Genomic DNA, 13,124 nt, shown 5'->3' with positions numbered 1-13,124 from the left:
AGGCTAATATCACAAGATCAATAAGGCTATATACGGAATATGAAACAGACAAGGAAAAGCTTCTTTGGCCTACTCACCGCTATGCTCGCTCTAGGGCTAGGCGCCTGCCAAGGAGCGAAAGACAATAACGAAGGGAACAAGCAGGCTGACTCAATCTCTATTAGAGTTGTGGAGATCAGCACCGCAGTGCGCGACACAGTAGCGGTAGAGCTTGAGTACAGTGCTGCCCTCAAAGCTAAAGTAACCAACACTATCTCCACCCAGACCGGCGGACGCCTGCAGCAGTTGCTAGTACGTGTCGGTGATCGAGTAGGAGTTGGGCAAATACTAGGTAGGCTAGATCCCTTTGCACTTAACCAAGCTAAAATCCAGCTTGATGATGCCAAGGTTAATTACGATCGCCTCAACGAGCTCTACAAGATAGGAGGTATAGCGAAGGCCCAGTGGGAGCAGGCCTCCAGTGCGATGCGCATTGCCCAAGAGGCATATAGTAATCTGCACTCCAATACTATCCTACGCAGCCCTACCTCTGGGGTGGTAACAGCCAAGAATTACGACATAGGTGATATGACTGCTCCCAGCCAGCCAATACTCATAGTCGAGCAGATTAGCCCAGTCAAAGCGGAGGTTCAAGTTTCGGAAGAGCATTACAGCCTGCTCAAACAGGGACGCCCTGCCACGATCGTGGTAGATGCCCTCTCGGGCGAGGCTTTTGACGCACGCATCTCTAATGTCTTCCCCACAATCAATCCTGCCACACATACTATTACAGTAGAGGTAGAGGCTCCCAACCGTAAGCAAGAGCTTCGCCCCGGAATGTATAGTCGCATCACACTAGACTTGGGCGATAAGGAGGCTCTCCTCGTCCCCGATATGGCAGTGCTACGCCAAGTAGGGAGCGGCGAACGCTTCGTCTATGTCTATCAAGACGGCAAAGCGATGCGTCGAGTGGTAGAGCTGGGATCCCTCTATGGCGATCGCTACGAGATACTCTCAGGTTTGGATGCTGGAGAAGCCGTGATCACCTCCTCTCCATCTACCCTTACTAATGGTATGTCTGTCGTATTGCAGGCGAGCCGATAAATACTCCAATCTCTACAGATATGAGCATATACAGCAGTGCAGTCAAGCGTCCGATTACCACGGCTCTCGTCTTCGTGGCCATCGCTATCGTGGGGCTGTTTTCTCTGACACGACTATCAGTCGATTTGATGCCAGAGACTGACCCCACGACGATCATGGTCATCACAGCATATCCCGGAGCGAGTGCCGAGGACATAGAAACCAATGTCAGTAAATTACTAGAAAACAGCCTCAACAGTGTCGATAACCTCAAACATATCAAGTCGGTCAGCAGTGAGAACACATCTTTCATCACACTAGAATTCGAGGCCGGGACCGATATCGCTGAGGCGACTAACGACACACGTGACAAGATTGATGCAATCCGAAGCAGACTACCTGCTGGAGTTGTGAATCCAACGATCTTCAAGTTCAGTACTAGTGATATTCCCGTAGCAATACTCACAGTAGAGGCTGAGGAGAGCTCTCGTGCGATGAATAAGATTCTGGACGATCTACTGGTGAACCGCCTAGCTCGTCTAGATGGCGTCGGCTCTGTCTCTGTCGTGGGAGCAGAAGAGCGTGCTATACAGATCTACTGCGATCCTCAGAAACTCGAGGCATACAACCTGACCATCGGTCAGATCTCACAAATCGTTTCAGCAGAAAACTCCAACATACCAGCAGGTCAAATTGATCTTGGCAGCAAGACTAACTCTCTACGTGTGCAGGGGGAACTGAACGATCCGCAACAGTTGGGCAGTATAGTCGTTGCTTCGTTTAATGGTGCGAGTGTCTACCTGCGAGATGTAGCACGCATCGAAGATAGCACGGTGGAACGTATGCAGGAGAACTATACCAATGGTAAGCGTGGGGCAATCATCGTCATCAACAAACAATCTGGGGCGAATGCCGTAGAGATCTCCAAGCAGGTAAGCAAAGAGCTACCTCTAATCCAGAGAGAGCTCCCCGAAGACATCAAGATCGACTACATCATCGACACCTCGACCTTCATCACCTCTACAATCAACAGCCTGTCTCAAACGATCGCCATTACCTTCATCATCGTGATGATCGTCGTGTATATCTTCTTGGCTAGAGCCTCTGCGACGTTCATCATCATTCTGACTATCCCAGTTTCACTGATAGGAGCTTTCATTTACCTGCTGATGTCGGGCAATTCGCTCAACGTCATCTCTCTGAGCTCGCTCTCCATTGCCATCGGTATGGTCGTCGATGATGCGATCGTAGTTTTGGAAAATATAACGACACATATTGAACGAGGGAGCTATCCCAAGCAGGCAGCCGTTCACGGCACGAACGAAGTAGGTATCTCTGTGGTAGCCTCAACGCTGACTATGCTTGCCGTGTTCCTCCCTCTGACGATGATTAGCGGGCAGAGCGGCCTGATGTTCCGCCAGCTTGGCTGGATCATTAGCATTGTAATGATCGTATCGACCTTCGCAGCTCTTACCCTGACGCCTATGATGAGCTCTCTCATGCTCAAGCGTGACGCACGCCAATCCCGCTTGGCTGCCAAAGTTTTTGCTCCAGTCAATCGTGGCCTAAGTGCTCTGGACGATGTGTATGCTCGATCTCTAGCGTGGGCCATCGGCCATCGCAAAACGACCATTGCACTAGCTTTCCTCTTCTTCTCTACGAGCATTATGCTAGCTTCGCTGATCAAAACAGAGTTTATGCCTGCGCAAGACAATGGCTTCATCGTGGCATCTGTCGAGCTCCCAGTAGGGACACGTATAGAAACCACACGTGAGCTAGGGAGGGAGCTACAAGACCGCTGGCGTAAGGCCTGCCCAGAGATCCATATTGTGTCTATGTCGGTAGGGCAAGCAGATGCGAGCAACGCCTTCGCAGCCTCTCAAGCTAATGGTAATAACATCGTGTCCTTCCGCATCGGGTTGGTTGGCTTCTCCGAGAGAACACGTAGCCAAGATCAGATTGCAGAAGATATCCGAGGGATTATCGCCGAATATCCTGCCGTAACAAGCTCGACTGTCAAAGGTGGTGGCGGAGGGGAAGGCGGCAAGAGCGATGTGGACCTCGATCTATTCGGCCACGATTTCGATGCAACGACAACGATTGCCAAGGAACTCAAAGCTAAGATCGAGTCTTCTAATGCCTGCTCGCAAGTTACGATTAGTCGTAAGGAGTACACCCCCGAGATGCGCTTCATTTTCGATAGAGAGAAGCTCGCCTCTCATGGGCTAAATCTAGCGACAGCTTCCAGTTTCTTGCGTAATGCGATCAATGGCTCTGTGGCTTCGTTCTACCGTGAAGATGGTGACGAATACGATATAAGAGTGAGCTACGCCCCTGAGGCTCGCCAGTCTATGCAGGATATCCTAGCAATCCCTGTGTACACAACTCAAGGGAAGCAGATACGTTTAGGTGAGCTAGGGCATATTGAAGAGGCCTTTACTCCACCAACGATCGAGCGTAAGGATCGCTCGAGAGTCGTTACCCTAGGCGTGAGCCTAGCCTCTGGATATGCCTTGAGCGATCTTGTGGAGAGCGTACAGAATGCTATCGACGACACTGCACTGCCAAGCAACATTACCTACAAGATGGGTGGGATCTACGAAACCCAGCAAGAAACCTTTGGGGAGCTTTTCGTGCTTCTTGCCCTGATCATCATACTTGTATTCATTGTAATGGCTGCGCAGTTTGAGAGTCTGTCTGCTCCATTTGTCATCATGTTCTCTGTGCCATTTGCCTTTACGGGAGTACTCTTTGGGCTGATCGTGACCCAAATCCCTATGGGAGCTATGGCACTCATCGGTCTAATCATGCTCGTGGGTATCGTGGTGAAGAATGGTATCGTACTAATTGACTACATACAGCTCTGCAGAGAGCGTGGTATGGGTATTTCTCGCTCTGTGATTACTTCGGGTCGTTCTCGCCTACGCCCCGTACTGATGACCACTTGTACTACGGTACTAGGTATGATCCCGATGGCTCTAGGCCTAGGTGAGGGGGGAGATATGTGGAAGTCTATGGGGGTGGCGGTAGCCTTTGGTCTGAGCTTCTCTACACTTGTTACCCTGATCCTTATCCCGACGATATACGCCTCCGTAGAGGGGTTCCGCCTCAAACGTGATCAGAGGCTATTAGCTCGCAAAATCCGCCGCAAGGCAACCGAACGCTTACACTCCTAGCGCAATGTACACATCAGACTATACACCCAAGACATCTCTCAAATCGGTTTTCATCGCCTATAATCAGGCTTATCACCCGCTGATCCTACGCATCTTGCGCCATCTCAGCCTCAAGGGCTACACGAGTTGGGCAGAAACTCCGGGGCAGGGGACACATCAAGGCGATCCGCATCTCGGTAGCCATGCGTGGCCTACGATGAACTCATCGATGCTAGTAGTCATACCAGGGGAGAAAGTTCCCCAGCTACTCTCGGATCTGAAGGCTCTGGACGAAGCTACACCCGAGCAGGGCTTACGTGCTTTCGTCTGGTCTATCGAGCAAACTATCTAAGCGAACTGATTCGTTTATCTTACCAAGGGCAGGCTATCTAAGCCCTGCCCTTGGTAAGCCCTATATACATTTATTTCATTCGTGTTTCGCAGATTACATCTACTCTCCATCTTTACTCTGATATGCGCAATCGGATTTGCCTGCTCCACAGCTCGCATCGACCGATCGGACTCTATCGCATACGCCCGTCCAGATAGTTCCGTTCTCGCAGATGGTAGTCAGATCCCCAGCGATAGTTTGCTGATGAAGATCTTGGAGATAGACGGCTTCCCCGTTTCGTCACACAATCGTATACGCCTCTTCACTCGAGGTCAAGATAAGTTTAATGACCTCTTCGATGCCATTGGTCAAGCCAAGCATCACGTACACATGGAGTACTTTAATTTCCGCAACGACTCCATCTCCTCTGCTCTCTTTAGCTTACTCAAAACAAAAGTCGCCCAAGGGGTGGAGGTGCGTATCCTCTTCGACGACTTTGGCAATTGGTCCAACAATCGTCCGCTCAAGCGGCATCACCTCGACTCGATCCGAGCCTGTGGTATAGAGATCGTGAAGTTCGACCCCATCGTTTTCCCATACATCAACCATGCCAGTAGCCGAGATCACCGTAAGATCGTCGTCATTGACGGACTGATTGGCTACACAGGAGGCATGAATGTAGCCGACTACTACATCAAGGGACTACCCAAGATCGGGCCATGGCTGGATATGCACCTGAGAATCGAGGGGGAGGCTGTGGCAGATCTGCAGCGCATCTTTCTTGGTGCATGGAATAAAGAAGCCAAGCAATCCATCGAGGGCGATCAATACTTTCCACCTATTATCCTGCGAGATAGCTTAGCAGGACAGAGCGTATCCATAGTTGATCGCCGTCCTAATAAGACGCCCGAATCAATTAAGGAAGCCTACACTCACTCGATCAACCTAGCTGGTAGCCACGTACGCATCATCAATCCTTACTTTGTCCCTACGAGCTCTATTAATAGGGCCATCAGGAGGGCTCTAGAGCGGGGCGTTGAGATCAGTATTATGGTACCCGAGAAGTCGGATATACCATTTACTCCCGACGCAATGTTACACAAACTAAACAAGCTCTCCAAGCATGGTGCCAAGGTGCTACTTTATCAAGGTGGTTTCCACCATTCCAAGGCAATGACAGTAGACAATACATTCTGTACAGTAGGCTCTGCCAACCTCAACAGCCGTAGCCTCAGATACGACTACGAGACCAATGCTTTCATCTTCGACCGAGGCATGACGGCACAAATCGACACCATCTTTCGTCAAGATGCCGAGCACTGCGTCCAGCTAGACAGAAATTACTGGCACAAGCGAAGCCTCTGGCGCAAGTTCGTAGGTTGGTTCGCCAACCTCTTCACTCCCTTCCTCTAGGAGTAATCAGACACAACAAAGGGGCTGTGGCAAGACTTGATGTCGCCACAGCCCCTTTGTTTTATATAAAACCTATTTCTCGGCTATCGCTCTAGGCGTTTGAGTAGGCTCTTACCTTTCTCGAGTGCCTCCATATTCATCGGTATGAGTTTATGGTGACGCTCTGGGAGCGACTTGCGAAGCCCTTTCTCGATGCTATCCATGTGGATCATCGGACGTGTAGCGAGTAGAGCTCCAAGGATAAGCATATTGAATACCTTCTGGTTACCCATACGGTTAGCCTCATTGGTTGCGTCTACCTCGTAGATCTCGATGTCATTGCGCTCTGGCACGTGGTGAATACCATTAGAGTCGTAGATCAGTACTCCACCGGGCTTAACGTGGGGAGCAAACTTATTGAGAGAGGGTTGGTTGAGGGCAACCACTACGTCATAGTCCTGAACTACGGGCGAGCTAACGGGCTCGTCGCTCACAATAACAGTCACGTTGGAGGTACCTCCACGTTGCTCTGGCCCATACGAAGGCATCCAGCTCACTTCTTTATCTTCCATCAACCCTGAGTAAGCAAGTATCTTACCCATTGATAGTACACCTTGTCCGCCGAAGCCCGCGATCACTATTTCGTATGTCATGATGCTATATAGTTATTATTAGAATCAGTACTAATGGGTTAGATATCCTTAATATCGCCGAGAGGATAGTGCTTAAACATATGCTCTGCCATCCAAGTGTTGGAGTCGGCTGGCGACATCTTCCAACCCGAGTTGCAAGTAGACACAATCTCTACAACAGAGGTTCCCTTACGTGCCATAGAGTTGGCGAAAGCCTTCTCTAGTGCCTTCTTGGCCTTGCGCACGGCTGCAGGTGTGTGCACAGCTTGGCGAGTGACATAGCAGGTACCATCTACAAGAGCGAGCATATCGGAGATCTTGAGTGGATAACCATTCATCTCCGTGTCACGCCCATCGGGGCAGGTAGCAGTCTTCATGCCCGGCAGGGTGGTCGGAGCCATCTGTCCGCCAGTCATACCATAGATACCATTGTTGATGAAGATAATCACGATGTTTTCGCCACGGTTGCAGGCGTGGATCGTCTCGGCTGTACCAATAGCAGCGAGGTCGCCATCTCCCTGATAGGTAAAGACCATACGATCTGGGTTGAGACGCTTGATGGCTGTGGCTACGGCGGGAGCACGGCCGTGAGCAGCTTCCTGCCAGTCTACATCGACATACTTATAGGCAAATACAGCGCAGCCTACTGGGGCCACGCCCACAGTCTTCTCTTGCATACCCATCTCTTGGACGACTTCTGCCACTAGCTTGTGCACCACCCCATGGCTACAGCCGGGGCAGTAGTGCATATTGACGTCGTTCATCAGCTCTGGCTTCTGATAGACCAGATTCTCTGGCTTGATTATATCTTTGATATCCATCTTCTTGCTTTATCTTTTTATTAGTCTTATTAGGTAAGAAATAGCACGTACAGCTAGAGCGGCGATGCCACACGACATGAATATCCATTTCTCCTCGGTTCCCCAAACGAAGTAGCTGACCAAAGTGGCTAGCACAAGGAGATAAAATATCAAAGTTAAGATTGCATCTAGACTGAAGTGAGGAATGCGTCTTTCTTCCCTATCCATAAGTCTTATAGATTAAAGAGTTTTTTTAGTTCGTCCAAGATTTCATTAGGCGAGAAGAGCATACCGCCCATACGCCCATAGTGTTCTACTGGTACTTTGCCATTGACAGCTAGGCGCACGTCTTCAACCATCTGACCAGCATTGAGCTCTGCCACGAGTATTCCCTTGACGTGGCTCGTGAGGTCTGCAATAGCCTGACTTGGGAATGGCCATAGTGTGATTGGGCGAAGCAGGCCGAGCTTGATGCCTTGAGCACGTGCTAGGTCTACTGTCTTCTGACAGATACGGCTAGACGAGCCGAAAGCTACGAGCAGATACTCGGCATCCTCTGTCTGCACAGCCTCGTAGCGCACCTCGTTGTCCTCGATAGCCTTAAACTTCTTCTGGAAGCGTTCGTTATTCTTCTCCATGATCGACGACTCAAGCTCTAGCGATGTGATCACATTGGGGGCTCTGCCATCTAGGCGACCCAGAGTAGCCCATGGACACTCTTGGCGTATCTGCTCATCGCTGCGACGAGGGTGGAAGTCGGGGAGCTTAACCTTCTCCATCATTTGGCCGATAATACCATCGGTGAGAATGATAGCAGGATTATTGTATTTGAATGCCAGCTCAAGCCCCAAGCCTACGAAGTCGGCCATCTCCTGAACTGAGTTGGGGGCAAGTGTGATGAGGCGGTAATCTCCGTGGCCACCACCCTTAACGGTCTGGAAATAGTCGGCCTGACTAGGCTGGATCGTACCCAAACCGGGGCCTCCACGCATCACATTGACTAGCAAGCAAGGTAGCTCTGCTCCTGCAATGTAGCTAATGCCCTCCTGCTTGAGGCTCATACCGGGGCTAGACGATGAAGTCATCACACGCTTGCCACAACCAGCACCTCCATATACCATATTTATAGCTGCTACTTCGCTCTCGGCTTGTAGTACCACCATACCAGTGGTTAGCCAAGGACGCTCCTCCATCAGAGTCTCTAGGATCTCGGACTGAGGCGTAATGGGATAACCAAAATAGCCATCTACACCATAGCGGATAGCAGCATGAGCAATGGCTTCATTGCCCTTCATCAACTTAATTTCCTCTGCCATATCGAAATTTTATTCAGGAGATAATTATAGTTTAACCTTATACACGGTGATGCACCCATCGGGGCAAACCATTCCACAGCTTGCGCAGCCGATGCAATCATCGTTGTTCTTGAGGCGAGCATAGTGATAGCTCTTTTCATTGACCTCAGTAGGATGTAGCTCCAACACTTTGGTTGGGCACGACACAACGCAGAGGTTGCAACCCTTACAGCGCTGTGTATTAACCACAATAGTCCCTCTTACTTTTGCCATTTTATAAACTGTTTAAGATTAAAATCGCTGGAGTCTATGAGGCTCCAAGTGATAAACTCATTTTATTTATCCCTCCAAATGTACGGTTATTTTTCAAAATACAAAGATTTAGCTAATTCATATTTTTAAGTGCTGAGCAAATTCCCCACCAAGCACACAAACGGTAAATAGAGGCTTGTGTATATATGTAAAAGTCAATACTATACTTCTAGATTAACTAAAGATGTAATTATAAGATTTCTTTGCAAGGCCCGTTCATTAAACGAATAGAATTGCAAAACGTCTAGCCGTAGCATACTCTATGGGTATATCCTAGAGCTAAGAGATGCCTTTGATACACGGTAGCCAATATGAGCTTCAATTTTTGCCTAGATGAATGAAGCCATATTTATATTTTAGACCAATTCTCGGGATATTGATGGGAAAAGAGAACTGTGCTACGGCTCTACGGTTCAGACTGCATATTTGCCCCCTCAGAGGCGCTACACGGCGTCTGCCCCCAATGGAGTACTTAGAACACTCTACAAGGTAAAAAGCCCCCATAAAAGGCCTCTAGTCAAAACGCTAATAAACAGATAGATAAAATAAACCCAAGAGCAATACCTACTGAATCAGTACTCAACCTTCAGCATTTCTTCCCATCAATTGCATGAGATTGATGGACACATTGCAATAGATTGGTGCACCAATCTTACACGATTAGTCCTTCAATTTTGCCACAAACCTTGAGGTATTCGTCCATAGTCCTCCTCTTTCCTCTCGAGTTCTGACGATATTCACTTTACACACTTTAACCAAAAAGATAAAAACCATGGCCGTGAAGGGATTTATGCATATAAGAGCTGCATGTCTTCGCTCATTAATCAAAAAGATAGGAGCATCAGCCGATAGCTATATAGCGTTTCGGTCCGATGCTCCTACTAGAAAGAGAGGCAAGGTGGCTAGGCACCTCAAATTAGGTCACGCTACTGTCCCTAGAGAACGGCGCATACCATAGACTATTTCTCGAGAGGTAAGCGTGGAGCAGGTACGCCCTCGCCTAGAGATAGTGAGGAGATCTCACGCTCTAGGCAGTCGTACAATCCTTGATCAATGAAGCTCTGAAGCGTCTTGGCGCCTCCCTCTACAAAAATGGACTGTATGCCCTCGGCATAGAGAGCTTGAGTTACAGCTTGGCTGGTAGGGCTGTCTAGGTCGATGCCGATGTAGCGCACTCGGCCTACTGGGCTGGGTGCAGGGAGCCTACTGTCGTGTAGCACCCAAGTAGGCGCCTGCTCGTCTGTGAAGATACGCAGGTCGCTAGGCAGAGATAGATGGGGGTCGAGCACGATGCGTATGGGGTGGCGACCATGCCAGTGTCGGTTAGTGAGGCTAGGGTTGTCTAGCAGAGCCGTTCGGTAGCCGACCAATATGGCTTGGTGCATCATGCGTTCTCGGTGTACAAGCCGCAGACGAAAGGACGAAGAGAAGAGCATGGCAGGCTCGGTGTGCGACAGACGCAGCTTATCCATGAAGCCATCGCGGCTCTCTGCCCACTTGAGGGTAATGAAGGGACGCCCCTGTGTGTACTGACAAACGAAGGGAGCATTGAGCCGCTCGGCCTCCTCTTGTAGCAAACCGACCTCTACCTCGATGCCTGCTTGCCGGAGCATCTCGATACCTCTACCAGACACTGCAGGATAGGGGTCCAGCATCGCCACTACGACACGAGGAATGCGATGCTGAATGATGAGCGAGGCGCAGGGAGGTGTCTTACCATAGTGGGAGCAGGGCTCTAGGCTCACATACAGAGTAGAGCTAGAGAGTAGCTCGGTCTGGCGTACGCTGCGTATGGCCATAACCTCTGCATGAGGTTCACCATAGGCGTGGTGGTACCCCTCACCGATGATCTCCCCATCGTGCACAAGCACCGCCCCGACCATTGGGTTGGGGCGAGCTGTAGCCTCGCCTAGAGCAGCCAGCTCTAGGGCTCTGAGCATGTACAGTTTTTCGTCCGATACCATTGATTATTTCATTACTTTTGCGTTTATGACTACGATCAGAGAGTTTCAGCAGTCTGCCTCACAGCGCATAGCATCTCTATACGAGGCGAGCGAGGCGCAGGCTATCGTGCGTATCCTACTTGAGGAGTGCTTGCAGATCTCCCATACGTCCCTCTTGATGATAGACAAAGATACACTTTTGTCCGCTCAGATCTTAGCGACACTAGAGGGGCAGCTCAGTCGGCTAGCCGAGGGAGAGCCCTTGCAGTATGTCCTAGGTTATACCTATTTCTATGGTGTGCGCATAGAGGTAGCGCCGGGCGTTCTGATCCCACGCCCAGAAACGGAGGAGCTCGTGGAGCTTATCGTCGAGCGAGAGCAGGGACAAGAGCGGAGGCGGCTACTGGATGTGGGGACTGGTAGTGGCTGTATCCCATGTGCCTTGGCCTCGGCTTGGGGGAGCAGACTTGTGGCAGACTGTATGGAGTACTCAAGTAAGGCGTTGCCTACGGCTCGGCGCAACCTAGAGGACTATCAGCGCACAAGCGGGGCTGAGCTTAACCTCATACACAGAGATTTGTTCGGCTGTCTTGGTAATAGCCCCGAGCAACCCTACGATCTCATAGTAAGCAATCCGCCGTATATCCACCCAGAGGAGGCCAAGGAGATGACTTCACAGATACTTGGCTACGAGCCCTCAACGGCTCTATTCGCCCCAGAGCACAATCCTATTATATACTACGAGGAGATCGCTTGCCTAGCCTCGAGCGGTTGGCTAGCCTCGGGGGGGCACCTCTATATGGAGCTTAACCCAGTCTATGCGGAGCAGACTCTCGATAGCATCTCAACAATACTCGGCCCTAGACTTGAGCATATAGAGCTGGTCAATGATCTTAGCGGTAAAAAGAGATTTCTATGCGTCAAGACAAAGCCCCTTTGACACGAGAGCAAGCCCTCGGCAAGGCAGCACGCTACTGCGTGGGGGCAGAGCGGTGCCTCTGGGAGGTAAGGCGCAAGCTTGAGCAATGGGAGGCTTCGCCCGAGGACTATGCCGACATACTCAACTACCTACAAACGGAGGGCTTCGTCGATGAGGGGCGGTATGCCGAGGCTTTCGCTCGTGACAAACATCGCTTCTCTGGCTGGGGAGCTAGACGCATCGAGCAGGAACTCAGAGGTCGCCACCTCAAGTCGGCAGACATCGCAGCCGCTCTACGGCGACTGGAGGAGGAGCTTGACCCACGAGAGCAGCTGCAGAAACTGCTGGAAAAGAAATATAAGAGCCTACCCTCGGGGCTCGATCGGCACAAGGTCTACGAGCGTCTGATGCGTTACGGCCTCTATCGTGGCTACGACTACGAGGCCGTGTCGAGTGTTGCCTCGGCGCTGACGGCTACCTCATAGATCTAACACTAGGCATATTGTCTGCTCTCATTACCTTTGTTGGACTTCATTCAGACTAAACATACTAGACTTATGACAGAACCTATATACTTCGTTTCCCTAGGCCCGGGCGAGCCCGAGCTAATGACCCTACAAGCCTTTAGACTCCTTGAGCGTTGTAGCCGTATCTATACACCAGTAGCTATTGCACCCACAGGCAAGCGCTCGTCCAAAGCCACAGAGATCATGCTCAGCCTCGGCATTCGAGCCGAGCAACTTATCAGCTACGACCTGCCGATGAGCAAGCAGAGAGAGGGAGCCGAGAGAGCATACCGTCGGGTAGCCGACGAGATCATCAGCCTACGCCAGATGGGCTGCGATGAGTGCATCGCCGTGGTGGCCGAGGGAGATAGTGGTTTTTACTCTTCATCTGCCTACATCGGTGATCATCTGCTAGAGGCTGGACTCTCCATCAAGCAACTGGCAGGAGTCCCAGCCTTTATCGCCTGCAATGCCCTCATCGGAGGTCAGCTCGTACAGCTGGAGGAGCAACTACGGGTAATACCCGGGGAGGCTACCGAAGCCGAGTGGACAGAAGCATGGAGCAGCCAGCACACCATTGTCGTGATGAAAGGCTCACTCTGCCAAGACGAGATACAGAGAGCAGTAAGAGCCTACCCCGAGCGTAAGTGGCATTACCTAGAGTTTGTAGGGCAGGAGCGCGAGTACTACTCGACCGACCTAGAGGAGATTTGCACACGCAAGTTCCCCTACTTCTCAATCATCATCAGCAAAACGAGATAGGGTTACTCCGACAAT

13 protein-coding genes are annotated in these 13,124 nt (G+C 50.6%); 7 read left to right on the top strand and 6 right to left on the bottom strand.

Going from position 1 to position 13,124, the window contains the following annotated elements; genetic code table 11:
• Positions 1-39 precede the first annotated feature (39 nt).
• The 4 genes from HQ41_RS05710 (at position 40) to cls (ending at position 5,961) form a co-directional block, all read left to right on the top strand.
• Positions 40-1,083, top strand: a complete 1,044-nt coding sequence (locus HQ41_RS05710) for an efflux RND transporter periplasmic adaptor subunit (protein ID WP_044189085.1) — start codon at positions 40-42, stop codon at positions 1,081-1,083.
• Positions 1,084-1,103: 20 nt separating this feature from the next.
• The gene (locus tag HQ41_RS05705) at positions 1,104-4,238 is read left to right on the top strand and encodes an efflux RND transporter permease subunit (protein WP_044189083.1); all 3,135 of its coding nucleotides are present in this window, start codon (positions 1,104-1,106) and stop codon (positions 4,236-4,238) included.
• 4 nt (positions 4,239-4,242) lie between these two features.
• A complete protein-coding gene (locus HQ41_RS05700) occupies positions 4,243-4,569 on the top strand; it encodes a PG0541 family transporter-associated protein (protein ID WP_044189082.1) in 327 nt (108 codons plus the stop codon).
• Positions 4,570-4,812: 243 nt separating this feature from the next.
• Positions 4,813-5,961, top strand: a complete 1,149-nt coding sequence (gene cls / locus HQ41_RS05695; protein ID WP_081964775.1) for a cardiolipin synthase — start codon at positions 4,813-4,815, stop codon at positions 5,959-5,961.
• Positions 5,962-6,044: 83 nt separating this feature from the next.
• Here cls and HQ41_RS05690 read toward each other — a convergent pair whose 3' ends face one another.
• The 6 genes from HQ41_RS05690 to ribD form a co-directional block, all read right to left on the bottom strand.
• Entirely contained in the window at positions 6,045-6,593 is a 549-nt protein-coding gene (locus HQ41_RS05690) for a 2-oxoacid:acceptor oxidoreductase family protein (protein ID WP_044189078.1), read from the bottom strand.
• A gap of 38 nt (positions 6,594-6,631) precedes the next feature.
• Positions 6,632-7,393 (bottom strand): thiamine pyrophosphate-dependent enzyme, encoded by a 762-nt coding sequence (locus HQ41_RS05685; protein ID WP_044189075.1) that lies wholly within the window; start codon positions 7,391-7,393, stop codon positions 6,632-6,634.
• 9 nt (positions 7,394-7,402) lie between these two features.
• On the bottom strand, positions 7,403-7,600 hold the full coding sequence (locus tag HQ41_RS05680) for a hypothetical protein (protein ID WP_044189071.1): 198 nt from the start codon (positions 7,598-7,600) through the stop codon (positions 7,403-7,405).
• A 5-nt stretch (positions 7,601-7,605) separates the two neighbouring features.
• Positions 7,606-8,688: a 3-methyl-2-oxobutanoate dehydrogenase subunit VorB gene (locus HQ41_RS05675; RefSeq protein WP_044189070.1), complete on the bottom strand. Its 1,083-nt coding sequence runs from the start codon at positions 8,686-8,688 to the stop codon at positions 7,606-7,608.
• Between the two features lie 24 nt (positions 8,689-8,712).
• Positions 8,713-8,940 carry a ferredoxin family protein gene (locus tag HQ41_RS09505; protein WP_081964774.1) on the bottom strand — a complete coding sequence of 76 codons (228 nt, stop codon included), beginning with the start codon at positions 8,938-8,940 and terminating at the stop codon, positions 8,713-8,715.
• A 998-nt stretch (positions 8,941-9,938) separates the two neighbouring features.
• On the bottom strand, positions 9,939-10,943 hold the full coding sequence (ribD, locus tag HQ41_RS05670; RefSeq protein WP_044189069.1) for a bifunctional diaminohydroxyphosphoribosylaminopyrimidine deaminase/5-amino-6-(5-phosphoribosylamino)uracil reductase RibD: 1,005 nt from the start codon (positions 10,941-10,943) through the stop codon (positions 9,939-9,941).
• A gap of 25 nt (positions 10,944-10,968) precedes the next feature.
• Between ribD and HQ41_RS05665 the strand changes: the two genes are divergently transcribed.
• From HQ41_RS05665 to HQ41_RS05655, 3 genes are all read left to right on the top strand, one after another.
• The gene (locus HQ41_RS05665) at positions 10,969-11,862 is read left to right on the top strand and encodes a HemK/PrmC family methyltransferase (RefSeq protein ID WP_044189068.1); all 894 of its coding nucleotides are present in this window, start codon (positions 10,969-10,971) and stop codon (positions 11,860-11,862) included.
• Complete coding sequence (locus HQ41_RS05660; protein ID WP_044189067.1) at positions 11,838-12,326, top strand: regulatory protein RecX; 489 nt, start codon at positions 11,838-11,840, stop codon at positions 12,324-12,326. The genes HQ41_RS05665 and HQ41_RS05660 overlap by 25 nt, the downstream gene beginning before the upstream one ends.
• 72 nt (positions 12,327-12,398) lie before the next feature.
• A complete protein-coding gene (locus HQ41_RS05655) occupies positions 12,399-13,109 on the top strand; it encodes a precorrin-2 C(20)-methyltransferase (RefSeq protein WP_044189066.1) in 711 nt (236 codons plus the stop codon).
• Positions 13,110-13,124 lie beyond the last annotated feature (15 nt).

This window comes from Porphyromonas sp. COT-290 OH860 (genome assembly GCF_000768935.1).
In the GTDB taxonomy this organism is placed as follows: domain Bacteria; phylum Bacteroidota; class Bacteroidia; order Bacteroidales; family Porphyromonadaceae; genus Porphyromonas.
Note: the sequence above shows the minus strand (reverse complement) of the source record. Positions and strands in the feature narration are given on the sequence as shown.

Bases quoted from the DNA above. Each gene is read 5' to 3' on its own strand.
- HQ41_RS05710 (WP_044189085.1), top strand. From the start codon at position 40: ATGAAACAGACAAGGAAAAGCTTCTTTGGCCTACTCACCGCTATGCTC.
- HQ41_RS05705 (WP_044189083.1), top strand. From the start codon at position 1,104: ATGAGCATATACAGCAGTGCAGTCAAGCGTCCGATTACCACGGCTCTC.
- HQ41_RS05700 (WP_044189082.1), top strand. From the start codon at position 4,243: ATGTACACATCAGACTATACACCCAAGACATCTCTCAAATCGGTTTTC.
- cls (WP_081964775.1), top strand. From the start codon at position 4,813: ATGAAGATCTTGGAGATAGACGGCTTCCCCGTTTCGTCACACAATCGT.
- HQ41_RS05690 (WP_044189078.1), bottom strand. From the start codon at position 6,593: ATGACATACGAAATAGTGATCGCGGGCTTCGGCGGACAAGGTGTACTA.
- HQ41_RS05685 (WP_044189075.1), bottom strand. From the start codon at position 7,393: ATGGATATCAAAGATATAATCAAGCCAGAGAATCTGGTCTATCAGAAG.
- HQ41_RS05680 (WP_044189071.1), bottom strand. From the start codon at position 7,600: ATGGATAGGGAAGAAAGACGCATTCCTCACTTCAGTCTAGATGCAATC.
- HQ41_RS05675 (WP_044189070.1), bottom strand. From the start codon at position 8,688: ATGGCAGAGGAAATTAAGTTGATGAAGGGCAATGAAGCCATTGCTCAT.
- HQ41_RS09505 (WP_081964774.1), bottom strand. From the start codon at position 8,940: ATGGCAAAAGTAAGAGGGACTATTGTGGTTAATACACAGCGCTGTAAG.
- ribD (WP_044189069.1), bottom strand. From the start codon at position 10,943: ATGGTATCGGACGAAAAACTGTACATGCTCAGAGCCCTAGAGCTGGCT.
- HQ41_RS05665 (WP_044189068.1), top strand. From the start codon at position 10,969: ATGACTACGATCAGAGAGTTTCAGCAGTCTGCCTCACAGCGCATAGCA.
- HQ41_RS05660 (WP_044189067.1), top strand. From the start codon at position 11,838: ATGCGTCAAGACAAAGCCCCTTTGACACGAGAGCAAGCCCTCGGCAAG.
- HQ41_RS05655 (WP_044189066.1), top strand. From the start codon at position 12,399: ATGACAGAACCTATATACTTCGTTTCCCTAGGCCCGGGCGAGCCCGAG.